At 56.6% G+C, this 25,436-nt stretch carries 25 protein-coding genes; 14 read left to right on the top strand and 11 right to left on the bottom strand.

Annotation, left to right across the window (positions count from 1 at the left end):
* Window positions 1-4: 4 nt before the first annotated feature.
* From BGP77_RS04310 to BGP77_RS04270, 9 genes are all read left to right on the top strand, one after another.
* Window positions 5-319 (top strand): DUF2007 domain-containing protein, encoded by a 315-nt coding sequence (locus tag BGP77_RS04310; RefSeq protein WP_108163498.1) that lies wholly within the window; start codon window positions 5-7, stop codon window positions 317-319.
* A 110-nt stretch (window positions 320-429) separates the two neighbouring features.
* Window positions 430-2,289, top strand: a complete 1,860-nt coding sequence (locus BGP77_RS04305) for an ABC transporter ATP-binding protein (RefSeq protein WP_108163497.1) — start codon at window positions 430-432, stop codon at window positions 2,287-2,289.
* Between the two features lie 60 nt (window positions 2,290-2,349).
* A complete protein-coding gene (locus tag BGP77_RS04300) occupies window positions 2,350-3,477 on the top strand; it encodes an acyltransferase family protein (RefSeq protein WP_233252298.1) in 1,128 nt (375 codons plus the stop codon).
* A gap of 8 nt (window positions 3,478-3,485) precedes the next feature.
* Complete coding sequence (locus tag BGP77_RS04295; protein ID WP_158269267.1) at window positions 3,486-4,526, top strand: serine hydrolase; 1,041 nt, start codon at window positions 3,486-3,488, stop codon at window positions 4,524-4,526.
* A 45-nt stretch (window positions 4,527-4,571) separates the two neighbouring features.
* Window positions 4,572-5,369: an acyl-CoA thioesterase II gene (locus tag BGP77_RS04290; RefSeq protein WP_108163495.1), complete on the top strand. Its 798-nt coding sequence runs from the start codon at window positions 4,572-4,574 to the stop codon at window positions 5,367-5,369.
* 53 nt (window positions 5,370-5,422) lie between these two features.
* Window positions 5,423-6,463: an L-glyceraldehyde 3-phosphate reductase gene (gene mgrA, locus BGP77_RS04285; RefSeq protein ID WP_108163494.1), complete on the top strand. Its 1,041-nt coding sequence runs from the start codon at window positions 5,423-5,425 to the stop codon at window positions 6,461-6,463.
* Window positions 6,456-7,046 carry a GNAT family N-acetyltransferase gene (locus tag BGP77_RS04280; protein ID WP_108163493.1) on the top strand — a complete coding sequence of 197 codons (591 nt, stop codon included), beginning with the start codon at window positions 6,456-6,458 and terminating at the stop codon, window positions 7,044-7,046. The genes mgrA and BGP77_RS04280 overlap by 8 nt, the downstream gene beginning before the upstream one ends.
* Before the next feature lie 13 nt (window positions 7,047-7,059).
* On the top strand, window positions 7,060-7,908 hold the full coding sequence (locus BGP77_RS04275; RefSeq protein WP_108163492.1) for a MoxR family ATPase: 849 nt from the start codon (window positions 7,060-7,062) through the stop codon (window positions 7,906-7,908).
* A gap of 3 nt (window positions 7,909-7,911) precedes the next feature.
* Window positions 7,912-9,093 (top strand): VWA domain-containing protein, encoded by a 1,182-nt coding sequence (locus BGP77_RS04270; protein WP_108163491.1) that lies wholly within the window; start codon window positions 7,912-7,914, stop codon window positions 9,091-9,093.
* 9 nt (window positions 9,094-9,102) lie between these two features.
* Here BGP77_RS04270 and rutF read toward each other — a convergent pair whose 3' ends face one another.
* The 6 genes from rutF to rutA are packed head-to-tail and all read right to left on the bottom strand — an operon-like array spanning window position 9,103 to window position 13,354.
* Window positions 9,103-9,624: an NADH-dependent FMN reductase RutF gene (gene rutF / locus BGP77_RS04265; protein WP_108163490.1), complete on the bottom strand. Its 522-nt coding sequence runs from the start codon at window positions 9,622-9,624 to the stop codon at window positions 9,103-9,105.
* 25 nt (window positions 9,625-9,649) lie between these two features.
* Window positions 9,650-10,240, bottom strand: coding sequence for a malonic semialdehyde reductase (locus tag BGP77_RS04260; RefSeq protein ID WP_108163489.1), 591 nt, complete (start codon window positions 10,238-10,240; stop codon window positions 9,650-9,652).
* A gap of 60 nt (window positions 10,241-10,300) precedes the next feature.
* Window positions 10,301-11,095, bottom strand: a complete 795-nt coding sequence (gene rutD, locus BGP77_RS04255) for a pyrimidine utilization protein D (RefSeq protein ID WP_233252297.1) — start codon at window positions 11,093-11,095, stop codon at window positions 10,301-10,303.
* Window positions 11,096-11,109: 14 nt separating this feature from the next.
* A complete protein-coding gene (rutC, locus tag BGP77_RS04250; protein ID WP_108163487.1) occupies window positions 11,110-11,493 on the bottom strand; it encodes a pyrimidine utilization protein C in 384 nt (127 codons plus the stop codon).
* Window positions 11,494-11,507: 14 nt separating this feature from the next.
* Window positions 11,508-12,266 (bottom strand): pyrimidine utilization protein B, encoded by a 759-nt coding sequence (gene rutB / locus BGP77_RS04245; RefSeq protein WP_108163486.1) that lies wholly within the window; start codon window positions 12,264-12,266, stop codon window positions 11,508-11,510.
* Complete coding sequence (gene rutA, locus BGP77_RS04240; protein WP_108163485.1) at window positions 12,263-13,354, bottom strand: pyrimidine utilization protein A; 1,092 nt, start codon at window positions 13,352-13,354, stop codon at window positions 12,263-12,265. The genes rutB and rutA overlap by 4 nt, the downstream gene beginning before the upstream one ends.
* A 271-nt stretch (window positions 13,355-13,625) precedes the next feature.
* Here rutA and rutR point away from each other — a divergent pair, with 271 nt between their 5' ends.
* The 3 genes from rutR (at window position 13,626) to BGP77_RS04225 (ending at window position 16,570) form a co-directional block, all read left to right on the top strand.
* Window positions 13,626-14,297, top strand: a complete 672-nt coding sequence (gene rutR, locus BGP77_RS04235) for an HTH-type transcriptional regulator RutR (protein WP_108163484.1) — start codon at window positions 13,626-13,628, stop codon at window positions 14,295-14,297.
* 198 nt (window positions 14,298-14,495) lie between these two features.
* Window positions 14,496-15,344 (top strand): DMT family transporter, encoded by an 849-nt coding sequence (locus BGP77_RS04230; RefSeq protein ID WP_108163483.1) that lies wholly within the window; start codon window positions 14,496-14,498, stop codon window positions 15,342-15,344.
* Between the two features lie 209 nt (window positions 15,345-15,553).
* A complete protein-coding gene (locus BGP77_RS04225; RefSeq protein ID WP_158269266.1) occupies window positions 15,554-16,570 on the top strand; it encodes a phospholipase A in 1,017 nt (338 codons plus the stop codon).
* Here BGP77_RS04225 and pepQ read toward each other — a convergent pair.
* Window positions 16,567-17,871: a Xaa-Pro dipeptidase gene (gene pepQ, locus BGP77_RS04220; protein WP_108163481.1), complete on the bottom strand. Its 1,305-nt coding sequence runs from the start codon at window positions 17,869-17,871 to the stop codon at window positions 16,567-16,569. The two genes, BGP77_RS04225 and pepQ, sit on opposite strands and share 4 nt — an antisense overlap.
* A gap of 137 nt (window positions 17,872-18,008) precedes the next feature.
* Here pepQ and BGP77_RS04215 point away from each other — a divergent pair, with 137 nt between their 5' ends.
* Complete coding sequence (locus tag BGP77_RS04215; protein WP_108163480.1) at window positions 18,009-19,067, top strand: ABC transporter ATP-binding protein; 1,059 nt, start codon at window positions 18,009-18,011, stop codon at window positions 19,065-19,067.
* Window position 19,068: 1 nt separating this feature from the next.
* Here the strand turns inward: BGP77_RS04215 and BGP77_RS04210 are convergent, their stop codons facing one another.
* The 3 genes from BGP77_RS04210 to BGP77_RS04200 all read right to left on the bottom strand — a co-directional run bounded on the left by BGP77_RS04210 (window position 19,069) and on the right by BGP77_RS04200 (window position 23,690).
* Entirely contained in the window at window positions 19,069-20,769 is a 1,701-nt protein-coding gene (locus tag BGP77_RS04210) for an iron ABC transporter permease (protein WP_233252296.1), read from the bottom strand.
* A gap of 4 nt (window positions 20,770-20,773) precedes the next feature.
* On the bottom strand, window positions 20,774-21,802 hold the full coding sequence (locus BGP77_RS04205; protein ID WP_108163478.1) for a Fe(3+) ABC transporter substrate-binding protein: 1,029 nt from the start codon (window positions 21,800-21,802) through the stop codon (window positions 20,774-20,776).
* A 148-nt stretch (window positions 21,803-21,950) separates the two neighbouring features.
* Window positions 21,951-23,690, bottom strand: a complete 1,740-nt coding sequence (locus tag BGP77_RS04200) for a choice-of-anchor I family protein (RefSeq protein WP_108163477.1) — start codon at window positions 23,688-23,690, stop codon at window positions 21,951-21,953.
* A gap of 144 nt (window positions 23,691-23,834) precedes the next feature.
* On the opposite strand from BGP77_RS04200, the gene BGP77_RS04195 reads away from it, so the two are divergent.
* Entirely contained in the window at window positions 23,835-24,452 is a 618-nt protein-coding gene (locus BGP77_RS04195) for a LysE family translocator (RefSeq protein WP_108163476.1), read from the top strand.
* Here the strand turns inward: BGP77_RS04195 and BGP77_RS04190 are convergent.
* The gene (locus tag BGP77_RS04190) at window positions 24,441-25,310 is read right to left on the bottom strand and encodes a LysR family transcriptional regulator (protein WP_108163475.1); all 870 of its coding nucleotides are present in this window, start codon (window positions 25,308-25,310) and stop codon (window positions 24,441-24,443) included. The genes BGP77_RS04195 and BGP77_RS04190 overlap by 12 nt on opposite strands.
* Window positions 25,311-25,436: the final 126 nt, after the last annotated feature.

Genomic DNA, 25,436 nt, shown 5'->3' with positions numbered 1-25,436 from the left:
TGCTATGAAACTGGTTTATACCCACCCCCACCATTTTGCGGTGACTAATGTGCGCAACCGATTGATGCAGCGTGGCATTGATTGTGAAGTGCGCAATGAATTCGCAGCCGGTGCGTTAGGGGAATTGGCACCGATTGATGTCTGGCCCGAGTTGTGGGTGATTGATGAGCGCGATGTGGAACTGGCGCAGCGGCTCATTGAAGCTGATCAATCTCAAGCCGAGGGACGTGATTGGTATTGCGGGCAATGCGGTGAACTGAACGCCGCCAGCTTTGATCATTGCTGGGCGTGTGAGCGCGAACGACGCCTTGAGGAATAGCTGTACGCGATGGCTGCCAGGTCGGAGGTCACAAAGTTATCGTTGCAGGCAGAGACGTCACACGATTTAGGCTATCCTTGCTGCCCTTCCCATCGGCTACCGAGGATTGCATGCTCGCCTTTTTCGAACGTCTGATACGCCCCTTCCCTCCGGAAGAGCCGATACAGCCTCCGGCAACGTTACTGGCTTTTTTGCGTCACTATACCCGTGGCATGGGCGCGCCTCTATTGATCATGTCATTGCTGACGGCAACGCTCGCCATTTTGGAAGTGATGTTGTTTGGTTTTCTCGGTCAGTTGGTGGATTGGCTGGCCGATCAGGACCGTGCCACCTTTTTACGTGACGAAGGCGGCCGCTTGCTGTTTATGAGCATTATCACTCTGGTGGTTTTGCCGCTGGTGGTGTTTCTGCATACCGCCGTGATTCATCAGGCGCTGCTCGGTAATTTTCCGATGTCCATCCGCTGGATGGCGCACCGTTATCTGCTCAAGCAAAGTCTGGGGTTTTATCAAAACGATTTCGCCGGTCGTATTGCGACTAAGGTGATGCAGACTTCGATTGCTGCGCGCGAATCGGTGATGAAAACGCTCGATGTCATGGTGTACGTTTTGGTCTATTTCACCACCATGACGGTGATGCTGGTGCGTGCTGATGTCTGGTTGTTGCTGCCACTGACGATCTGGTTCGCCTGCTACGCTGCCATCATGCTGTTCTTCGTGCCGCGCTTGCGCAAAGTGTCGACCCAGCAAGCCGATGCCCGGGCCGCCATGACCGGTCGGATCGTTGATAGCTACACCAACATTGCCACCGTAAAACTCTTCTCACACAACGCCCGTGAAGCCGAGTACGCGCGCTCCGGTATGAGCGATTTTATGGCGACCGTTTATCGTCAAATGCGTTTGGTCACCGGTTTTAACGTCAGTGTCAGTGTGCTGAATTATGTGCTGCTGTTTGCCATTGCTGCGCTGTGCGTGGGGTTTTGGATCAACCAGGCCGTGAGCGTCGGTGCCATGGCCATCGCCGTGGGGCTAACGTTGCGACTCAATGGTCAGGCGCAATGGATTATGTGGGAAGTCGGTGCGTTGTTTGAAAACATCGGTACCGTAGCCGATGGCATTACCACCTTGTCGAAGCCGCACGAAATTGTTGATAACGATAACGCGAAAGTGCTGGACGTACACCAAGGTCGTATTGAATTCGATCGGGTCAAATTTCATTACGGCAAAGACGAGGGTGTTTTCGAGGCACTCGATTTAACCATTAAGCCGGGCGAAAAAATTGGACTGGTCGGTCGTTCCGGTGCGGGCAAATCGACACTGGTGAATCTGATGTTGCGTTTTCACGATGTGGAAGGCGGCGCGGTACGGATTGATGGCCAGGATTTGCGCGACGTCACGCAAGAAAGTCTGCGCGCAAACATCGGCATGGTGACTCAGGATACCTCTTTGCTGCACCGCTCAGTGCGCGACAATATTCTCTACGGTCGGCCCGATGCCACCGAGGAAGAATTGCTCGCGGCAACGCGTCAGGCCGAAGCGCATGACTTTATTCAAGGCTTGACCGACCCGTATGGCAACACCGGTTACGATGCGCAGGTCGGTGAGCGGGGCGTGAAATTGTCCGGTGGTCAGCGTCAGCGCATTGCCATTGCGCGGGTGTTGTTGAAGAACGCCCCGATCCTGATTCTGGATGAAGCAACCTCGGCGCTGGACTCGGAAGTTGAAGCGGCCATTCAGCACAGCCTGAATACCTTGATGACCGGTAAAACGGTGATTGCCATTGCCCATCGGTTATCGACCATCGCCTCGATGGATCGGCTCATCGTGATGGATCAGGGTCGTATCGTTGAGCAGGGGACGCACAGCGAACTGATTGCCAGCGGCGGCATTTATGCCCAGCTATGGGCGCATCAGACCGGTGGGTTTTTGGGTCTGGAAGAAGCAGACGATGCACAAACTGAGACCTCTTAGGTAGCTAAGTGGCCGTGCCTTGGGTAACTTGATCACTGTGTTCAGGTTGAGGAAATCACAGTGACTCAGTTGTCCAGGGCAACATCCGCACTTCGTTTATGGTCACGACCGTCGGCAACGCCGTTGAGTGGTCGCGTCGATGCCATCGATCTGGCGCGCGGTGTGGCCGTCGCCTTGATGATTCTCAGCCATGGCATTCGCGGCTTGGTTGAATACGACCAGATGCCCGAATGGGGCCTGGTGCCCTTGCACATGGTCACCAAGTTTTCCTCATCTCTCTTTATTATGGTGTTCGGCATCGCACTCGGTGCCGCCTTCCTGCCACGCGTAGGCACGGACGACTGGCCCCGTTATCGTTTAAAGCTATTCCTCACCGGTTTTAAAGTGCTGTTCTGGTACAAGGTGTTAACGGTGATCGAGTTATTCGATGGCGTTGAGCCGTCGTTAATCGTTGCCGCCTTGTTGTATGAAATTTTCCCTTCCTTTGTTGAGGTGCTCGGCTTTTACGCCATCGCCTTACTCTGGGTACCGTTCTTTTTATCGTTGTGGATGCGCATGCCGCTTTGGCTGCGATTGCTCAGCCCGTTGTTGATGGTGGTGCTGGCCGAAAGCCTGCGTGCCTGGGATGGGTTCAGCAGCCTGCCACTCAAAGCCATCCTGATTGAAGACGAAGAACTCTATACCTGGGGCCAACTGACGCGCGGGCCTTTGGTGTTGATCGGTTTGTTGATCGGTGAAGGCATCCGCGTGACTCAGGATGAATGGCGACTGCGGCTTCGTCTGATCGGTGTACTGGCCGGAGCCGGTGTCTTATGCGCCTTGGTCTACGGTGTGCTGGCCTTTCCGGAATTTCAGCGCAGCTTTTATAACCTGGCCTATAACGTGGGCAAACACCCGCCGCAAAGCGAGTTTATGGCGTTCAGTATGGCCGGTGCGTTTGCCATCCTGGCGCTGGCGTTATTGGGCGGTCGTGCCCTGGCGTTGCTGTTGAAACCCATCACCATCATCGGCAGTAATTCACTTCAGGCGTTTATTTTTCACATCGTGGTCATCTTTGTGGGCTTTCGTTTCCTGCTCGGTTTCGAAAGCACCATCAGCTATGGCTACGCCCTGACCCTGACACTCATCTTGGTATTTGCAACTGCACTATGGATCAAAACGCTCGAACTCTTCCGTCGCTACACCTGATATGTCTGTTGCTGGCGCTGACTATTGCGCCGGTCCGCGCTGAATCCCCCGATGGGGAGGAAGCGCCTCAATGGACCACACAACTGACCACGCGCCTGGCGCAAATCGACGCCAACTACCCCGGAGAACTGGGCGTCTATGTGAAAGATTTGTCGAGCGGCGAAGTGGTCGGGTTGCGCGACATGGAGCCCTGGTATCTGGCCTCGACGGTGAAGGTGGCCGTGGCCATTACGCTGCTTGAGGAGGTCGATGCCGGACGCACCTCGCTGAACGAACGCATTGTGCTGGAGCCACTCGATTATGTGGATGGCGCCGGTGAAACCAATTGGCAGGAACCGGGCACAGCGGTGACTTTGCAGTATCTGTTCGACCAGATGCTGATTCACAGCGATAACACCGCAACCGATGTGTTACTGCGCTATTTAGGCACCGACACGGTGAACGCCATGGTGCGGCGTGTGGTCGGTTTAGGCGTTGGTCGTATTACCACCTTGGCGGACGTGCGCCGTTATGCCTACAGTGAATTCCATCCCGATGCGATGCATCTGGCACCCAAGGGTTTATTTGCCATTCGTGCTTCAGGCTATGGCGAGGATCGGGTGGCGGCTTTGGTTCAGGTACTGGGTGTGCCGCGCGCTGAGTTCAATGCACCGGATCTGGATGCGGCCTTCGATCGCTATTACGCCACCGGCTTAAACTCGGCGCCCTTGGATCAGTACAGCGAATTATGGGAAGCGGTGGCGCGGGGTGACCTGCTCAGTCCGGCCAGTGCGACCTTGTTGTTGTCGACGTTGGAGCGCATTGAGACCGGTGATGATCGAATCAAAGCCGGTTTGCCATCATCCGTGAGCTTTGCTCACAAAACCGGGACCCAACACCGACGCGCCTGTAATATCGGCCTGGCGACAACGCCGGGTCAGGCGCCGGACGAAGGCGTAATCATTGCGGCCTGTACGCGCGGCAGCCTGAACCTGAGTGAAGCCGAAGCGGCTTTCCGGGCGTTGGGCGAAGCGGTGGCGGAATCGGGGGTATTTGCCCCCGAGTCATAACCGCTCATCGCACTCACTGCGATCATAAAAACAGGAATTGAGCGGATGACGGTGGATGAATTATTAGCGGCAGCTGCCGCCTGCGGTACCGATGGACAACTCAGTATTCCCGACTCCTGGGGACAAGGGCGAAGCGTGTTAGGCGGTCTGTCCGCCGCCATGGCATTTCGCATACTGCGCGATCAGGTTCCGGCCGAGCGGCCGTTACGCAGTCTCAATATCAGCTTCGTGGGTCCTCTGGCGACCGATCTGGATTTTGGCGTTAAAACCGAGGTGCTGCGCTCCGGCAAGTACGTGACTCAGGCCGAGGCCCGTGTGATTCAGGACGGTGAGGTGTGTCTGGTATTGCTCGCCAGCTTTGGCGACCGTCGTGACAGTGTGACCGGCGCATCTGCCGAGGATGTCGTACCTTTTGCCATGCCGGAAAAACCCACTCTCTTTCCTTATATTCCCAATGTAACTCCGCAGTTTTTCCAACATCTGGAGATGACGTTGCTCGATGGCGGCTTTCCATTCAGTGGCAGCAAAACCGCCCATCACGGTGGCTTTATGCGCTTTAAAGCCGCGCCGGCGCAGTGGACCGAAGCGCACCTGGTGGCGCTGATCGACACCTGGCCGCCGACCTTGCTGCAACAACTGAAAACGCCGGCGCCGGCTAGCACCCTGACCTGGAACCTGGAATTTTTACACCCGCACCGTCCGGTTGCCGCCGATGCCTGGTTTGCGTATCGCGCGGTGACGCGTCAGGCCGGTGAAGGCTATGGTCATACTGACGCTAACGTTTGGGACGAACAGGGTGAGTTGATAGCGGTGAGCCGACAGACCATCACCGTCTTTGCCTGAGTCCTGGATCCTTCTGTTAAGCTGTTGCCCCCGTCTTTCGTGGAGAACATTCCATGCCGTATAACGCTGCTGACACCCGTTACCAATCGATGCGCTACAACCGCTGTGGTCGCAGCGGATTGAAATTGCCCGCCATCTCCCTCGGCCTGTGGCACAACTTTGGCGACAACGTGCCGTTCGATAACGCTCAGGCGATGTGCCGACGCGCCTTTGACTTGGGGATTACCCACTTCGATCTGGCCAATAATTACGGTCCGCCGCCGGGATCAGCCGAACGCAATTTCGGCAAAATTTTAAAGACCGATTTTGCGCCCTACCGCGATGAATTGGTGATCTCCACCAAAGCCGGGTATGACATGTGGCCGGGGCCTTATGGCAGTTGGGGCAGCCGCAAATACCTGCTGGCGAGCCTCGATCAAAGCCTGGACCGAATGGGGTTGGATTACGTCGATATTTTCTATTCGCATCGCGTCGACCCGGACACACCGTTGGAAGAAACCATGCAGGCGCTCGACAGCGCCGTGCGCCAGGGCAAAGCCTTGTACGTCGGTATATCGTCCTATGGTCCGGAAAAAACGCGCGAAGCCGCCGCTATTTTAAAAGACTTGGGTACACCCTGTTTGATTCACCAGCCGAGCTATTCGATGCTCAACCGCTGGATTGAAAACGATGGCTTGTTGCCGGTGCTCGAAGACGAAGGTATCGGTTGCATTGCGTTCTCGGTTTTGGCGCAGGGTATGTTGTCGGGCAAATACCTCAACGGCATCCCCGAAGGCAGCCGCGCCAGTCGTGCCAGCAAAGGTGCGGCGCTCAATCCCGAGCTGATCACCGATGACAACATCGCTAAAATTCGTGGCCTGAATGACATTGCTCAGGCGCGTGGTCAGACGCTACCGCAAATGGCCATTGCCTGGTCGCTGCGTGATCCACGTGTGACCACTGCTCTGATTGGTGCCAGCAAAGTCACGCAGGTAGAAGACTGTGTGAAGGCACTCGATAACCTCGAATTTACCGCTGACGAACTGACGAAGATCGATCAGCTGGCCACCGACGGTGGCATTAATTTGTGGGCGGATTCGAGCAGCCGTGTCTGAATTAACAACACAGACGGTCACCGGTGAGCAACTGAAACCTTGGCTCAATGATGTCGCGAAATTACGCATCGCTGTGTTTCGCGACTTCCCTTATCTGTACAAAGGTTCACTCGACTACGAACGGCAATATCTGCACACCTACATCGATAGTGACAGCGCGGTTTGTGTGTTGGCATTTGCTGATGATCAAGTTGTCGGTGCGGCTACGGGTCTGGCCATGAGCGATGAAGAAACCGCTTTTCGACAACCGATTGTGGATGCAGGTATCGAAGTAAACGATGTGTTTTATTGCGCCGAATCGGTGTTGTTACCGGCCTATCGTGGACGCGGTATTTATCGTCAGTTTTTTGCCGAGCGGGAAACTCAGGCCAAAGGCTTAGGCTTGAATCAGGTGGTGTTCTGCGCCGTGGACCGGCCACACGATCATCCGTTAAAGCCGGCTGACTATCAGTCACTGGATGGCATTTGGCGCCGCTATGGTTACCAACCCTTGTCGGGTGTGGCGGCGCGTTTTTCCTGGCAGGATGTGGATGCCGATCAGGAAACCGAAAAGACGCTGAGTTTTTATCACAAAACCCTCTAACCGAGAGACCGCTATGTCGAGCTTCGAAGGTTCTGACCGCTATATCGCCAGCGACGATTTACGGCTGGCTGTTAATGCTGCTGTCACCTTGCAACGGCCTTTATTGGTGAAAGGCGAACCCGGCACCGGCAAGACCATGCTGGCCGAAGAAATCGCGGCGGCTTTGGGCATGCCGTTGGTGCAGTGGCATATCAAATCGACCACCCGCGCCCAGCAGGGCCTCTATGAATACGATGCGGTATCGCGTTTACGCGACAGCCAGTTGGGCGACGACCGGGTGCACGATATTCATAACTACATCAAGCCCGGCAAATTGTGGGAAGCCTTTACCAGTGAACAACGCTCGGTGTTGTTGATCGATGAAATCGACAAAGCCGATATCGAATTTCCTAACGATTTATTGGTCGAACTCGACCGCATGGAATTTCATGTCTATGAAACCGGCGAGACGATTAAAGCGACTCAACGACCGGTGGTGATCATCACCTCGAACAACGAAAAAGAGCTGCCGGATGCGTTCTTGCGACGCTGTTTTTTTCACTATATTCAGTTTCCCGATGCCAATACTTTAAAAGCCATTGTCGAGGTGCATTTTCCAGATATTGAAGCGGAACTGATGCGCGATGCATTAGAGGTGTTTTTTGAAGTCCGCGATGTGCCCGGTTTAAAAAAACGGCCGTCGACCTCTGAACTCATTGATTGGCTAAAACTGCTTGCCAGTGATCGCATTGCCGCCCAGGCATTAAAAGGCGGTGATATTCGCGAAGCCTTGCCGCCGTTGTATGGTGCCTTGCTGAAGAACGAAGAAGACGTGCGCATGTTAGAGCGGCTGGCTTTTATGAGTCGACGTTCGGGCGCTTAAGCGATGCTCATCCGATTCTTTTCAACGTTGCGCCAGCACGGCATTAAAGTCACCCCGAAAGAATTATTGGTGCTGATTGAAGCTTTGCAGGCGCGCCTGGCCGGTTTTGATCTGGATGATTTTTATCAGTTATCCCGGCTGACGCTGATCAAAGATGAAACGCAATTCGACCGCTTCGATCGCGCCTTTGCACACTTCACCGAAGGGCTGGAAGCGCTGCCCAATCCTTTTGGTGAAGACCTGCCGGACGATTGGTTGCGTCTGGAACTGGAGCGTCAATTCAGCCCTGAAGAACGCGCCGCCATTGAAGCCATGGGTGGATTGGACGCGTTAATGAAAGCGCTTGAAGAACGCTTGAACGAGCAACGCGAACGGCATGAAGGAGGCAGCCGCTGGATTGGCACAGGCGGTACCAGTCCTTTTGGTCACGGTGGTTATAACCCCGAAGGCGTGCGCGTCGGTGGCAAAGGCGGTCAGCGTCGGGCAGTAAAACTCTGGGAACAGCGACAGTACCGAAACCTGGACGACGGCGTTGAGTTAGGGACGCGCAACCTGAAAATGGCGCTGCGAAAATTACGGCGCTTTGCGCGTACCGGTGCGCAGGAAGAATTGGCGCTCGATGACACCATTCGTTCCACCGCTCGCAATGCGGGCATGCTCGATATCAAGATGCGTCCGGAGCGTCACAATGCCGTTAAGGTGTTGCTCTTTATCGATGTCGGCGGTTCGATGGATGAGCATGTGCAGGTGTGTGAAACGCTGTTTTCGGCCTGTCGCGCTGAGTTCAAACACTTACAGCATTTCTACTTTCATAACTTTATTTACGATCATGTCTGGACTGACAATCGCTTGCACCGCAAGGCGGTCACGTCATTGGATGAGGTGATACGAACCTACGGTTCGGACTATAAAGTGATTTTCGTCGGCGACGCCGCCATGGCGCCTTATGAAATTGCCGCCGCTTACGGCAGCATCGATTTTATGAACACCGAACCGGGCGCGGCGAGCTTCGATCGTTTGGCGCAGCACTTTCCGCGTCTGGTGTGGTTAAACCCGTTTCCAGAGCGGTTTTGGGGGCACACCCAAAGCATCGGCATGGTGCGTGAACTGGCCGATCAGCGAATGTTTTCACTCAGCGTCGGTGGTTTGGAGCAGGCGATTGCCTGCTTGCAAGGCGGGAAATAACGGCTCTGTTCAGAGCCGTTTTAAACCGTGATAACCACGATCAAAATAGAGCAAGCCGTCGGTGCTTTGCGGTTCACTCACGCCCAGCACTTCACAGAACAGCGTATCGTGCGTGCCCAGGCTGACGCGTTTGATGATGCGACAATCGAAACTCACCAGAGCGTTATCAAGTACCGGTGCACCCGATTCGCCTTCGGTCCAGCTGGCGGCCTCAAAACGCTCCGCCATGTCCGTTTTGCCACCAAACAGATTCGACAGACTCATCTGATCGGCACTGAGGGTGTTGACGCACAGAGCGTCGTTTTGTTCGAACGCCGGAAAGGCGGAGGCGCTGCGATTAAGGCAGACCAACAAGGTGGGGGGTTGATCACTCACACTGCACACGGCGGTGGCGGTGAAGCCAGCGCGGCCGCCAGGACCGTCGGTGGTGACGACGTTAACCGCCGCCGCCAGTCCCGCCATGGCATCGCGGTAGCTTTTTGAGCTCAATTCAGGAGCCGTTTCGGTTGCGGCAACAGCGGGTGCGTTCATGGCATTCTCCTAGGAATCATCGGTATCAGCAGAAATCGACGGCTTGTTCGAGGCTCAAACGAGGCAGTCGATCGTGCAGTTTATCGCTCTGGCCATAGCCAAGGTTGATCAACATGTTGACCGACCAGTTGCGATCATTCAGGAATTCAGCGTTCACCTTGTCGGCATCGAAACCGCCCATCGGGCCGGCATCCAGTCCCAATGCACGCGCGGCCAGAATCAGATAGCCGGCTTGAATGGAGCTGTTTTGCAAGGCGGTTTTCTGGGCGAAGGCTTCGTTGCCGGTGAACCAGGCGCGCGCGTCGGCGTGGGGAAACAAGTCGGGCAGGTGCTCATAAAAGCGATTGTCGAACGCCAGAATGGCAGTAACCGGGGCGCTCATGGTTTTGTCCAGGTTGCCGGATGACAGCGCAGGCTTAAGGCGTTCTTTGCCTTCTGGGGTGCGCACGAAAATCAACCGCGCGGGTCCGCAGTTAGCCGAGGTCGGGCCCAGTTTGACCAGATCGTAAAGTTCGGTCAGCAGTGCGTCGGGAACAGGTTTGTCCTGCCAAAAGCTGTGCGTGCGTGCTTCGGTGAAGACTTGTTGGATGGCCGATGAGTCGATGGAGCTGGACATGAAAAATCCTTATACCGCGTTAATAGGAAATGAAGAGGACGGGCTGATTCGAACGACGAATCAGGCGGTCGCCCCCTGAAATCGGGTCAAATGTTCAACAAGCAAGGCATTGGTGTGTTCCGCCTGCGTAACGCTGCTGGCATGACCGCCCGCCTCCATCAATTCCAGACGCGCCCGCGGCAGCCGTTGTTCCAGCTGTTGCGAGCAAGTCCAGGGCACCAGAACGTCATCACGGTTGGCGATCAGCAGCGTTGGCGCTTCAATCTGCGCCAGCTGTTCATCGTTCATGGCAAAGGCTTGTACCGCGTCCAACCGGCGGCGCAGATTATCGGCCGGGGGGAAGTGGTTGAGCATCTGGGCATCTTCATCGGCCAACTGATCGGCGTTCTGGTCGATCCAGGTGGGCGGATAGAGAAACAGCGCCTGGGCTTCGATATAAGCCGCCGCGCCGATCTTATCGAGAATGTTTCGGCGCACTGAAAAACATCGTTGGGTATGTGGGCTGAGCCGATGCCAGCCGTTAATCACCACTAAGGAGCGCAGTCGCTGCGGGTGTTGCAGCGCCAGCGTCAGGCCAATGTGGCCGCCCAGTGCATGGCCGATAAAATGGAAGTCGTCGATGCCGGCATTATCGAGTGCGGTACACAGCTCATCGGCCATATCGGTAATGGCATAGCCTTCCGGTAGTTCGGCCGGGCTGCGCCCGGTACCCAGCTGGTCATAGAGCACCACCCGATAACGTTCGGTCAGGCTGCTTAACTGCGGCTCCCAGAAACGAGCGGAACCGCCGAGTCCCGAACTGAGTACCACGGTTTGATCCGCATCCAATTGACCGACCACTTCCAGATACATCATGCGATTGCCTTGGGTTATGCCAGGTGCGCGATGCTGGCAATTTCCACCAGCGCTTCGGGTTTCACCAGGCCGCACTGAATGCAATAACGCGCCGGTTTTTCACCGGCAAAAAACTCAGCGTAGACCTTGTTAACCGCCGCGTAATCGGCCCAGTCTTTGACGAAAATCATGTTGAAAGTGACGTCGTCCATGGTGCCACCGGCGGTTTCAATAACGCCTTTAATGGTGGTCAGTACGTGTCGCGTTTGGGCTTCGGCGTCGCCGACGTGGACCACATTGTTGTCGCTGTCGAACGGCAAGGTACCGGATACGTACAGAACGTTATCGGCCATGGAACCTGGCACAAACGGCGCGATGGGCGTGCTGGTGCCAGCGGGAATCACAGCTTTCTTAGGCATGGATATTTCCTCGTTCAGTCAGTGGCGGCCGCAGCCGTTGGGGTGGTTTCGGTGGCAAAGGTGGTGCAGAAGGTATTCACGTCTGACACCCAGCCAAAAAAGGTTTCGATGTTGTACAGCGACGCCGCCTGAATCGATTCCGGCCCGGCTTGATGCGTTGCATCAGCCAGCACGACGCCGAAATATTCCAGGAAAAAACCGTCGCGCAGTGTGGATTCGACACAGACGTTGGTGGCGATGCCGGTAAACACCAGATTGCGAATACCGCGGGCGCGCAACAGGCTGTCGAGCGGCGTGTTGTAGAAGCCGCTGTAACGCGTTTTGCCTAATACCAGATCGGTTGGTTCGGGTTTTAACGCATCGACCAGCTCATAATCCCAACCGCCGCGCGCCAATAAGGTGCCATCAAGTTCGGGGTTTTTGCGCATCGTTTTGAGTGCGTTCGACTTGTACCAGTTAGGCGAACCCGGACCACCGGCTTCGCGGTATTGCGGGTCCCAGCCGTTCTGGAAAAACACCACGGTCATCCCCGCAGCGCGAGCAGTGGTTAAGGTTTTGTTGATGTTGGCGATCACCGGACCGGTGGCCGACACATCGAAACCGGCTTTATCCAGATACCCGTCTTTACTGGCGTAGGCGTTCTGCATATCGACCACGATGACCGCCGTTTCGCTGGCTTTCAGTTGAATCGGTTCGGGTTTGGCGTCGAGCATAATGGCATCGAAGCCGTCGCTGCTTAAGGCATAGCCGCTGGCTTTGGCGTCGATGCTCATGCCGTGGCCTCCGCCTCAACGTCGATGTGCTGGCGGCTTTTCATCAGAGGCTGAATGCGTTGACCGAAGTTTTCGACGCCTTGCACGAAATCGTCAAAGGTCAGCATTACGCCTTCGGTGCCGTTGACCTCGGCAATTTCATCGAGCATGGCGGCAACGGTTTCATAGGAACCCACCAAGGTGCCCATGTTGATGTTGACGGCGGAAGTCGGATCGGCCATTTGACGCACGTTGGTGTCGCCTTTGGATTTGGTATCGGCGGCGCCCTGAACGCCCAACCAGGCAATCGCTTCTTCGTCGACGCCTTCTTTATAGCTTTCCCATTTGGCGCGCGCGGCTTCGTCGGTTTCATCGGCGATGACCATAAACAGCGGGCAGGCTTTAACGTCGCGTTTGGATTCTTCCGCGGCTTTGACCAGGCGCTCGGCCGTCGGGGCAAAAGCGGTCGGGGTGTTCACGCCCTTGCCAAAACAGAAGGCGTAGTTGGCGTATTTGGCGGTGAAGGCAAGGCCCGCATCACTCTGACCGGCGCAGATGATTTGCAGCGGGCCTTTCGGTTTAGGGCTGACGCGGCAATCGTCCATTTGGAAGTAATCGCCTTTGAAATCGCTCTTTCCGGTCTGCCACAGTTCGGTAAGGATTTCGGCGTATTCGGTTAAATAGTCGTAGCGATAAGCGAAAAATTCGTCGCCCGGCCACAGCCCCATTTGCGAGTATTCCGGCTTCTGCCAGCCGGTGACCAGGTTAATACCGAAACGACCGTTGGAAATGGAATCGATGGTCGATGCCATGCGCGCGGCGATGGCCGGCGGTACGGTTAAGGTGGCGGCGGTCGCGAACAATTGAATCTTGCTGGTGACGGCAGCAAGGCCGGCCATCAACGTGAAAGACTCCAGATTGTGTTCCCAGAATTCGGTTTCACCGCCAAAGCCGCGCAGCTTGATCATCGACAGCGCAAAATCGAAACCATAATGCTCGGCGCGTTGGGTGATGGTTTTGTTCAGTTCGAACGACGGCATGTACTGTGGCGCGTTTTTAGAAATCAGCCAGCCGTTGTTACCGATGGGGATAAATACACCAACCTTCATAATGCTCCGTCCTCGTCTGGGCGCCTGGGACCGTAGGCGCGAATGGCGTAACACATTGCAGAAAGTCGGCCAACTCCGTTTTATTGATATAAATCAATTAGTTAGTAAATATTAGTCCGTTAAGTTGGACCAAATGGTCTAACTTAGAGCACATGGTTTGTGCAAAAAACCACCAGAACGAACCATGGCGGTGCAATAAACGATAAGACGCTGGCCGTGCGTCGGGTGGTCGATGCTAGAATGAGGCCCGCTAACCCGGCAGGAGACTCCGTTGAACGATAAGACCGCCACAGCGGCAGAGCGACCCAAGCGCACACCGACAGCGGCTTCAATTAAGCGTCGCCAGCGCAATCAGGAAATAAAACGCGCGGCGATTCTGGATGCCGCCTTGCGCACCTTTTCCCATTACGGCCTGCACGGTGCCAGCCTCGATCAGATTGCTCAGGAAGCGGACGTCTCCAAAACCAATCTGCTGTATTACTTCTCCACTAAAGAAGAACTCTACGTGCAGGTCATGCAAGAGCTGTTGCGCGTCTGGTTATTGCCGCTGAGCAGTTTCAGTGAGGAGCAGGATCCGTTCGAGGCGCTGGGAGATTACCTGCGCATTAAACTGGAGTTTTCGCGCGATAATCCGGAAGAGTCACGCTTGTTCTGCATGGAAATTTTGCAGGGTGCGCCGCTGTTGTTAGCGGAATTGCAGCAGCCATTACACGATCGGGTGCAGGCGAAAGTGGCGGTGATTCAATCCTGGATTGACCAGGGCAAACTCAAACCCATTGAGCCCTATCATCTGATTTTTTCTATCTGGGCGACGACTCAGCACTACGCAGATTTTCGCGTGCAGATTGAAGCCGTCGCCGGACGCACGCTGGATGATCCTGGCTTTTTCGATGAAACCCTCAGTAACCTCAAAACCCTGCTGTTAGAAAGCCTGCGGCCATGACGCTTTGATGACAACGTCGGTGAGGCAGTGATAACCTTGCTATCACCTACCCATATGCGGCTAGGGTTCCGTCATTTTTCGAGCCTGGACCGAGCGCCGTACTATGCCAAACTGGGCAGACACCTGATGGATTAAAAGACTCGAGGGGATGGTTAGGAGTGCACGCGCACGCCTGACTTTTATTGCTGTGGAGTTGTTATGTCCCTCGCTGGTTTTTTGCTCGTTTTTGCTGCCGCTCTCTGTCACGCCACCTGGAATTTTCTGCTTAAACGCATCAATGGTGATGCCGGTTTAACGTGGCTGTTCTCGCTGTTAACCGTCATTATTTACTCTCCATTGGCGGTTTACTTTGCTTGGGACTGGCGCGGTTGGGGCTGGCTGGAAGTTGGTTTTATTGTCGGCAGCGCGGTAATTCATGTGGGGTATTTCCTGCTGCTGCAACAGGGATATCGGGTGGGTGATTTGTCGGTGGTCTACCCGACCGCCCGAGCGACGGGGCCTTTAATTTCTACGGCCATGGCGGTGCTGCTACTCGGCGAGCACATGAGCTTAATGATGGCAGCGGGCATCGGCTTAATTCTGTTCGGTGTGATGAATTTAAGCCGCAAACCGGGCAACGCATCGCGACCGACGTTCCACTCGATGGGGTTTGGCTTGCTGATTGGATTGTTAATCGGCACCTATACGCTGTGGGATGCGCATGCGGTAGCCACCTTATTGATTCCGCCATTACTGCTCGATTACGGCTCCAACATTGTGCGCACGGTTATTCTAACGCCGGTGGCGGTGCGGCGCTGGTCATCGGTGTGTGACGTTTGGCAGGCGCATCGCTGGAAAGTCATTGCTATAGCGGTGTTCAGTCCGTTGGCTTACATTCTGGTGCTGACGGCCATGACCTTTACGCCGCTGGTTTATGTGGCACCCACACGGGAAATCAGTGTGTTATTCAGCGTTTTGCTCGGCTCGTTGCTGCTCGATGAAGGGTATCTTCGGCATCGGCTGAGTTGGGCGCTGGTCATGTTATTGGGCGTGATATTGTTGCTGTAAAGTAAGATCGACACCGATCACGGCAATATCTTGTCTTTTTGGTCAGAAATTGTGCGCTTGTTTGAAACAGCGCGGTCCGTCTTTGTTAGGGTGTGGTCTTGTTTCTACTCCAGTACTTTTCTCGAGGCAAATCGTTCATGTTGAATTTCGGCGTTCGTCCGGCCGTAATGGGATTTTGCGGGCTGACAATCGGCCTGTTGGTATGTGTGATGCCGGTCGCGGCCGAAAACACACCGGACCCACAAGAGTCCGAATCAGAAACAACGTCAGAGCAGTCAGAACAGGGAGAGCTGACGATTTTTGAGCAGTGCCTGATTCGGCTGACACAAAGTGCGTCTAGTTCACTCAGCGCGGGTAATGTGCGTAATTTCTGCGCGCGCGAAGCGCGTGAGCAGGGTCAGCCTGCGCAGACCAGTGACACGCCGTTGCAGCAGCGCCGTGAAATGGAGCGGCTGGTGTTGAACAATCCGTTCAGTCTGTTGCCACACCGGCCTAACTATTTAATGCCGTTTAATTATTCCAAGTTCCGTGACAGCTCCAACTTGGTGCCCGGTGAAGGTGATTATCAGCCGGTCGAAATTCAGTTCCAGCTGAGTCTGAAAGTGATCGTGGTCGATGGATTGATTGGTGATCATGGTGATTTGGCGTTTGCCTATACCGGCAAGTCGTTCTGGCAGGCCTATAACTTTGAGTTGTCGTCACCTTTTCGTGAAACCAACCACGAACCGGAATTAATACTGACGTTTGCCAACGATTTCGAGTTTCTCGGCTTTACCAACGTGTCCAATTCGGTGGGCTTAAATCACGAATCTAATGGCCGCAGTGGCGATGAGTCGCGCAGTTGGAATCGAGTGATTTTGCAAACTCAATGGGAGCGTGACCGACTGCATTTCGACTTTCGCCCCTGGTATCGCATACCGGCACCAGAGCCACGCTTTGAGGATGATCCTCTGGCCGATGACAACCCAGAAATTCTCGAGTATCTGGGTCACTTCGACACCACACTCACCTGGGTTGGCGAGTACAACACCATCTGGCTAACCGGTCGCAATAACCTCGAGCTGGACGTTAACCGCGGCGCTATTGAAGCGGGCTGGACCTTTCCCATTTCCGACCACATTCGTGGCCGGGTGCATTACTTCGATGGCTATGGTGAAAGTCTGATCGACCACAAAAAACGTTCCCAAACGCTGGGCATCGGCTTCCAGTTCAGCGGCTGGATTTAAGCCAATTCGTCAAAGGCTTCGCGCGTCAGATTGCGGGAGCCTTTGGCGGTCACCAGCACGTTGTCTTCAATGCGCACACCGCCCCAAGGCCTCAGTTCGGCAATGGCTGCTTCGTTTAATCCCACATCGCCGCGGGCACGCAACTGATCTAGCAGCATTGGAATCATGTATAAGCCCGGTTCGATGGTCAGCACCATGCCTGCTTCGAGCGTGCGCGTCAGACGTAAAAAAGGTGCGTGCTGATTCGGCGCTAACGTGCCGGCACGGTCTTGCTGGTGGCCGCCTATGTCGTGCACCTGCAAGCCCAGTAAATGCCCCAGGCCGTGTGGGAAGAACGCCTGAGGAATGCGTTTCTCAAGTTGTTCTTCCACGCCCAGACGACACAGGTCCAATTCCTTCAGAATTCCGGCGACGCCTTTGACGGCTTGTTGATGCAAGTCGGCCATGGGTAACCCCGGGCGTACTGCGGCACACAAATCCAATTCAAAGGTTTCCATAGCCGCGAGCAAGGCGTCGAAGCTGGCCGAACCTTGGCCGCAGGTGCGAGTAATATCACTGGCATAACCACCGACCTGAGCACCGGCGTCGATCAGCAGGCTGCGATGCTGTTGTGGTTTATCGAACAAGCGACGCTCGTAGTGCAGCGTTGCGGCGTTCTCATTGAGCGCGATGATGCCGGGGTAAGGCTCGAGACTTTCCAGTTGCCCACTGGCGGCGAGAAAGGCCGCGTAGATGTCTGCTTCGCTGGCGGCCGCATTGAACGCATCGGCTGCGGCGCGGTGACCGGGAACGGCTTTGCGGCTGGCTTGCCAAAGCTGCTCGACTTCGAATTCGGTCTTGTAAGCGCGGTCGTATGCCAGATCTGCGTGCAGATTCGTCGGATTAAACTCAACGTCTTTGGTTGTGTTTTTCAGGCTCGGATGCGCCGGTCCGATCCAGGCGAGGCGACCAGAAACCGTCGGTAACCAATCGTTAAGGTCGGCTGCGCCATGCAATTGCCAATGCGCCGTCCAGTCACCGCTGGGCGCGCTGGGCGACAGGTGCCAGAAATCGGCTTGGGCGGGCCAATACAGTTGCGGTGTTTCACCTGGGCGGATCAGCAGACAGGTGCCGGGTGTGATGGCTTCGGGCAGCCATTGCTGGGCAAAGGCGTTGGGGTGATACGGATAGGCATGGTCGTCATCGCGCACCTTTTCCGCCACACCGGCGCTGATGATGACTGCATCGAATCCACAGCGCTCCAGGCTGGCCTGGTAACGGTGCATCAGGGTATCGAGATGAGCGCGATAGTGGTCGGCCATGGCTGGAACTCCTACAAATCACAGTGGGCGAAGGGCGCACAGCTTAGCGCCCTGTCTGGGGTTTGTCGTCCCCTGTTCATGGTTGAGGCGGCGGCTTTGTTTTACACTGCGTCGCTCACGCGGTTACGGAAAATGCCATGTTGTTGCGTTTGGATCAGGTGCAGTGCCGTTATGGCGACAAGCCGGTGGTGGATGATTTATCGCTGACGGTGGAGCGCGGCGAAATCTGTGCGCTGCTCGGTCCCAGTGGTTGTGGCAAAACCACCTTACTGCACGCCATCGCTGGCTTTGTTCAACCCAGTGGCGGCCAGATTGAACTGGACGGTCGCTGCATCGCCACCGCCGATGATTCCGTGCCACCCGAACAACGCGGTATCGGCATGGTGTTTCAGGAATATGCCTTGTTTCCGCATTTGAGTGTGGCAGCCAATGTGGGTTTTGGTTTGCGCTCACTGAGCAATGCCGAACGCGCCCGGCGCGTGGCGGATACGCTGTCGCTGGTGAAACTCGATGGCTTTGGCGAGCGTTATCCGCATGAGTTGTCCGGCGGGCAGCAACAGCGGGTGGCGCTGGCACGTGCCCTGGCGCCGCAGCCAGCCTTGCTGTTGATGGACGAACCCTTTTCCAACCTCGACACCGAATTGCGCCGCACGCTGTCAACCGAGGTGCGTGAAATTCTTAAGATTGCCGGCACCACCGCCATTGTGGTGACGCACGATCGTGAAGAAGCTTTCGTGGTCAGTGACAAACTCGGCGTGCTCAACCAAGGCAGCTTGCAACAATGGGACTCCCCGGATGTCGTTTATCACCAACCGGCGACGCCTGCGGTGGCTCGCTTTGTGGGCGATGGCGATTTTATAGCTGCCACGGTGGTGGCGCATGGCCGGGTGGAGACCGCGCTGGGTGAGGTCATGACCACGGCCGACTGGCCGATCGGTACCGAGCTGGACGTTTATGTGCGTCCCGATGAAGTGGAACTGGTGATAACTGAAGGCGTGCCAGCACGCCTGCTCAGCCGATCGTTCCTGGGTACCCAAATCCGTTTGCACCTGGCATTGGCCGATGGCACGGAAATCCAGGCGTTGCTGCCGTCGCGTGCCAGTGTTGTCGGCGAGTCGGTACAGGTGCGGTTTGCGCCCAGTCAGTTGGTGGCCTTTGCCCGCTCGGTGACGGCAGAGCCGGTTGTCAGTGCCTGACTCAACGGCTGCCACGTATCGAGCGACTGAGTAAAATCACCGGCCCTAATCCCACCAGCACGATCAGCAGCGCGCCCAGGGCGGAGGCTTCGAGTTTTTCGTCGGACGCGAACTGATAGACGTGCGTGGCCAGCGTATCGAAATTGAACGGTCGCAGAATCAAGGTCGCCGGCAGCTCCTTCATGCAGTCGACAAAGACCACCAGTGCTGCGGTTAGTAAGCCGGGCCGGATCAGCGGCAGGTGCACACGCCACAGCGTTTGCACACTGTTGTGGCCGAGAGAACGTGAGGCGCGATCCATGGCGGGTGTGACCTTGGCCAGACTCGATTCCACGGCGCCCGCGGCGACCGCCAGAAAACGCACCGAATAGGCAAAGATCAGCGCGAAAATCGTACCGCTGAGAATCAAACCGGTCGAAATGCCTAAGGTGTTGCGCAGCAGCGCATCGAGGCCGTTATCGAACGCCGCCAGTGGAATCATTACGCCAATGGCGAGCACGGTACCGGGCATGGCATATCCGAGTTTGGCGAGGCCAACACTGGCGTTCAAACCGCGACTGGGGAACAGTCGTTTGCCATAGGCCAGCAACAAGCCCAGTGCGACGGTTACCCCGGCGGCGCTGGCTGACAGCAGTAAGGAGTTCAACGACAGCTGAATAAAATCTGCGGTCCAGTAAGCGCCGAAACCGCGCAGCGCAAAATAGCTCAGACGAAGGGCCGGGATGATAAAACCGGCGATTAACGGAAAAGCGCAGACACTCAGCGCCAGCGCGGCACGCCAGCCACGCAATTGGTAGAGACCGCTGGCACCGGGCCGACCCACCTGAGAAAAATGTTTTTGTCGACGGCGGGCAAAGCGTTCCAAGGCGATCAACAGCACCACAAAACCGAGCATCAAACTGGCAATCTGCGCGGCACCGCCGAGGTTCGACTGGCTCAGCCAGGTGTCGTAAATACCAATGCTCAGGGTACGCACTGCAAAGTAATCAACGGTGCCGAAATCGTTCAGCGTTTCCATCAATACCAGCGACACACCGACAGCGATGGCGGGTCTTGCCATGGGCATTGATACGCGCCGAAAGCTCTGCCAGGGCGTGCAACCGAGCGAGCGACTGGCAGCTTGAATGGCGTGCGACTGATCAATAAAAGCCGCGCGTGCCAGCATGTACACATAGGGATAAAGCACCAGCGCCAGCATGGTGATGGCGCCGCCCATGGAGCGGATTTCCGGGAACCAGTAATCGCGCATGGTGCGCCAGCCGAACCAGTCGCGCAGCGTCGCCTGAACCGGGCCGGCGTATTCGAGCAGGTCGGTGTAGACGAAGGCGATCACATAGGCCGGCACGGCGAATGGCAACAGCAGCGACCATTCAAAAAAACGGCGCCCGGGGAAGTCGCAGGTGCTGACCAGCCAGGCGGTACTGACGCCGATCAGCAGCGCCACCAGACCGACACCCGCGAGCAGACGCACGGTGGCATCGAGGTAATAAAACAGCACCGTGTCGACCAGATGCGCCCAGATGTTATGGCTGGGAAACAGCGCCAGATAGAACACCGAGGCGACCGGCAGTAACACCAGGGCAGCAGTAATGACGACCGCAAAACGCCAGCGCCGGGCCAAACGATTCTGACCCAGCGCTGCGTTGTTGCGGGGAATGGCGTTGACGGCCGCAGCCGTCAGCGAGGGTTGGGAGCCGGTCACAGCATTAGAAGTCGTAAGCCACTTCATCGACCAGGCGCGAGGCTTCGTCGACGTGATCGGTAATGGTGGTCAGGCTGAGCGGATCTTCTTTGAACTCACCCATGTATTCGTTGATCAGTTCGGAACGCTCGATGCCTGGACGCACCGGGAATTCGAAGTTGTCCTGGGCGTAGAGGAACTGAGCTTCCGGGCTGACCATAAACTCCATCAGCGCGACGGCGTTGTCGCGGTTCGGCGCGTGTTCTGACAGCGCGATACCGGAGATAAACATATGCGCGCCGCGATCATCCTGGTTGGGGAAAATCAGGTTAACCGACTGCGCCCAGTCCTGCTGTTCCGGTGCTTCCTGGTTGGTCAGCATGGCGCCGAAGTAATAGGAGTTACCCAGCGAAATATCGCAGACACCTTCGTAGATGGCTTTAACCTGAGCGCGGTCGTTTCCCTGCGGACGACGCGCCAGATTGTCTTTGACGCCTTCCAGCCATTCGCGGGTGTAGTCTTCGCCGTGGTGGGCAATCATCGAGGCGAACAGCGACAGGTTGTAGCTGTGCTTGCCGCTGCGGGTACACAAACGGCCTTCCCATTCGGGGTCTGCCAATTGTTCGTAAGTGGTGATTTCGCCGGGTTCAACCCGCTCTTTGGAGGCATAGATGATGCGCGCACGGGTGGTCAGGCCGAACCAGTGATTATCGTCGGCGCGGTACTGGGCCGGGATGTTGTCGGTCAGCACATCGCTGTCGACGGCCTGAGTCAGACCTTTGTTATAGGCACTCATCAGGATGGTGGTGTTGGGCGTGATCAACACATCCGCCGGGCTGTTGCGACCTTCAGTTTCCATCCGCTCGACCAGACCATCGCCGTAGACGACATTGGCTTCGATGCCGGTTTCGGCGGTGAAAGCTTCGAGCAGAGGCTCGATCAGAAAGGGCTGACGGTAGGAGTAAATGTTTACTTCTTCCGCCTGAACGGAACTTACGGCCAGGGCGCCAGTAAGTGGAAGGGCCATCCAGATGGCTTTGGTCTGTGCTCGCATCGTGCTGTCTCCAACAGAGTTTCATTTTTAGTTTGATAAGCATTCTCAATAAAAGCCGGAAGGAGTCAACCTGGGTTCGCTGTTCTAACACTGCACAGAACGTAAAAAACCCGGCGCTGGGCCGGGTTTGGGGAGAACTCAGCGGTGCTTAATCGCGGATGCGATAGACCGTCGTGCTGCCGCTGACTTCGTTAGCGACGACCAGCAGGGCGTCACCAGTGGGGCTGATGTCGGCCGGGATAAAAGCCATGCCTTCCGGCGCCAGATCGCCGGCATCGGCCAGGGTGGCGTCGGTGACATCGCCGTCTTCGGTGGCCTGCGCCGCGTTGAAGTTGCGGTTGTTGATGTACTGCAGGTAGTCGACGTTACGCGGGTCGGTGATATCGGCCACGACAAAGCCGCCCATCCGTTCCAGACCAACGAAAGCCAGCATGCGTTCGCCTACCTGTCCCAGCGCCAGAGCTTCCGGTTCCGGGCCTTTGTTGTCGCTGCGATCGTCGATTTCCAGAGCGTCGTCAGTGGTGTTGAAAAATTCCGGGAAGGCTTCGGCGGTGACGCTTTCGAGCAGGTCGGCGGAGTCGTAAACCAATTCACCGTCGGCGCTGAAGATGGAGAAAGAGCGCGCACCAAAGGCGTAGACGTTATCCAGGTCGCCGTCGCCATCGGTGTCACCGCGACCGGCCTGGATTTTCAGATCGGCAATGGCGTTTAGATGGGCGATGGATGGATCGAGGTTGGCATCGCCGATTTCGCTTTCATCGGTGTACACCAGGCAGCCGTCATCCGCATCAAAGTCGTACTGGGCATTGGGTAAGGTGCCGCTGCAATCGGCTTCGCTATCGACATCGGTGATGTATTCACGCGCATCGCCTTCGTTGGCGGTAACGAAGTAGTCCTGACCGGCGACGCTGTAGCTGGCGATGGTGTCCGGATGGTAGGTGCCCCACAGATTCGCGTAGCTGCGCAAAACGGCTGCTGCGTCATCCTTGTCGGCATCGAGCGCATTTTCCGGGCGGCCGTGATCTTTAAAGCCGAGCGGTAGCAAGGCGGTAATGCGCGGCGAGCCATCGAGGCTGATGCGTGCCACGGCGTTGTTTTCCTGCAGCGAAACAAAGGCGGTGCGGCTGTCTGCACTGACGCTGATGTATTCCGGCTCGATGTCCTGCGATGCACGGATCACTTGCGGGCGAGGGTTGTTGCCGATCAGCACGTCGGCTGGAAGGTTGTGATCGAAGGCGTTGAAATCGAGTTGGATGCCGAGATCAGCCGGCATGCCGTTGTCGATGGCAATGACGGTGATGCTGCCTTCGGGGTCGCGTAGATAATCGCTGCGCGGTTCGCCTTCGTTGGCGACCAGCGCCAAGCGACCGTCGGGCGAGAAGGTCACCATGTCCGGCAAGGCGCCTGCGAGTACGCCTTTGACGAAGCGGGTGTCGCCGTTGTCGTTGAGTCGGTAAAACAGGATGGCGCCGGCTTCGGTTTTGTCGTCGTGTTCAACGGCGATGGCCAGCAGGTCGTTTTTCACCGCCAGGCTGTTGGCGCCGCCGATGTCGATGCGACGAATGCCGCCGCCCGGTGTGGCAACACGCACGGAGGTTGGCAGATCACCAGCGCGGGCGCGCAGGTTGCTCAGTCGCAGCGGATCGGCTGCGGCGCTGGTCGGTAACTGGTTCAGATTGATGGCGGTGATCTGGCCGGTGGCGCCGTTGGTCATATAGGCGTAACCGGAAGCCGGATGATAGGACACGATCTCGGCGGCGCTTTCGCCCAGAATGCCACTGGTGTGGCGACCGAGGACCTCGATCGACAAGGTTGATTCGGCGCAGACGGTGCCGGTCAGAGCGGCGGCGATCAGCGTACTGGCAAGACGGTGCGACAGTGCAGGCATCGGAGTCCTCAACATTGGCTTGGAAGGTGGCCCGTGAGCCTAGCGGGGAAAGATGACGCTTCTGCGACAGTCGGATGACAGCGCTCACAGCCCTGGGGTAGAGTCGCCCTTCTTTAAGGCGGCACACTTTATGGAGACACCAAAATGAGTTGGGCAACCTGGTTGGCAGTGGTTGGTATTTGCATGCTCGGCGCGATGTCGCCCGGGCCGTCTCTGGCGGTGGTGTTGCGTCATACGCTGACCGGTGGCCGTCGCAACGGCGTGACCGTGGCTTTGTTGCATGGTCTGGGCGTCGGCTTCTATGCGCTGTTGAGTATTCTCGGTCTGGCCGCTGTCATTACTGCTTCGCCGCTGGCTTTCGCCGTGCTGCAGTGGGGTGGCGCCGCTTATCTGGTCTGGCTGGGCATTCAGGGGTTGCGTGCTCAGCCGCCAGCGGACAGCGACTTTCAAGCCGGGCCGAGCCAGGCCAGTTCTGCGCGTGATGGCTTTCTGGTGGTGTTTTTAAACCCCAAAATTGCCGTCTTCTTTCTGGCCTTGTTTTCACAGGTGGTTGGGTTGGAAACCGGCTTTATCGCCAAGCTGACCTACGCGGCAACGGCCATGATCATCGATGGTACTTGGTATCTGCTGGTGGTCTGGCTGTTTTCCAATCCACGTTGGATGGCCGCATTACGCCGCAGCAGTCTGTGGCTGGAACGGGTGTTTGGCGTTATTTTGATCGCGCTCGCCGGTCGTTTGGTGGTGGGTATTTTACGCACCTAAGGTCGGCATCAATCGCGCCAGCGCCTGGCGCAATTGCTGGCCGTTAGTCTGGTGATACACCTGCTTTCGGCAAATCAAATAGGCCGGGCGGCTGAGCCCGGCGTTACCCAGATCAATACAGGCGCTGTTGTCTGCCAACAACCGGGCAATACCGCGCGGTGCCAACGCATGACCCCAGCCAGACAGCGCCAGTCGGGTTGCCGCCAGCGAAGACTCCACCGGCCATTTCGGTTCCAGACCCAAGCTTCGGGCGCGCTCTTCAATGCCACGCCAGGTGTGTGACTTCTCTTCAATACAGATGACCGGCAGCGTTTTTTGGCAGGCGCGCTCTGCTTCCAGCGCGGCCCGATCGCCATCTCTGGCGACCAGCATCAGTGGTTCATCGATGAGCTTTTCCACCATCAGGCCAGTGTGGTTGGGCAATTCACCCGCGCAGAGGCCAAACGGATAGGTACCGGCCAGAACCCGGTCGACAATCGTCGGTGAACGGTGGGTGTGCACGATCAAATCGGCGTTTGGCATGGCGTCACGCAGTTGCACCAATAAGGGCGCGCCCCAGGAACTGAGGATGGCTTCGGACACGGCGATGGCAATTTGTTCGCGCGCCGCCGATTGGCGTTGACTGAGTGCGGTTTTCAGGTCGGCCATCAGCGGTGCCACTTCGGCGACCAGCGCTTCGCCGTCGGCGGTCAGGACGGCGCGACGACCCTGACGACGCACCAGCACCTTTCCCAATTGCTGTTCCAACTGGCCGATGCGTTTGCTGACTGCCGACTGGCTGATGCGCAGCGACAAGGCCGCTGCACTCATGGTGCCCTGTTGAACCAGCGCCAGCAGGGCTTCCAACTGACTGAACATGACATTCCTAAATGGAAAGTAATTGTCGCTAATTATTCGCTATTTTCAGGAGTCTGCCCAGTCGATACTGAGGCTTCGCCATCGGCTCTGGCCAGGTGGGATGGCGCCAATCATAAAACAGAGGGT

This window comes from Saccharospirillum sp. MSK14-1 (assembly GCF_003054965.1).
Taxonomy (GTDB): domain Bacteria; phylum Pseudomonadota; class Gammaproteobacteria; order Pseudomonadales; family Natronospirillaceae; genus Saccharospirillum.
This window is presented reverse-complemented; position numbering and strand designations above follow the sequence as displayed.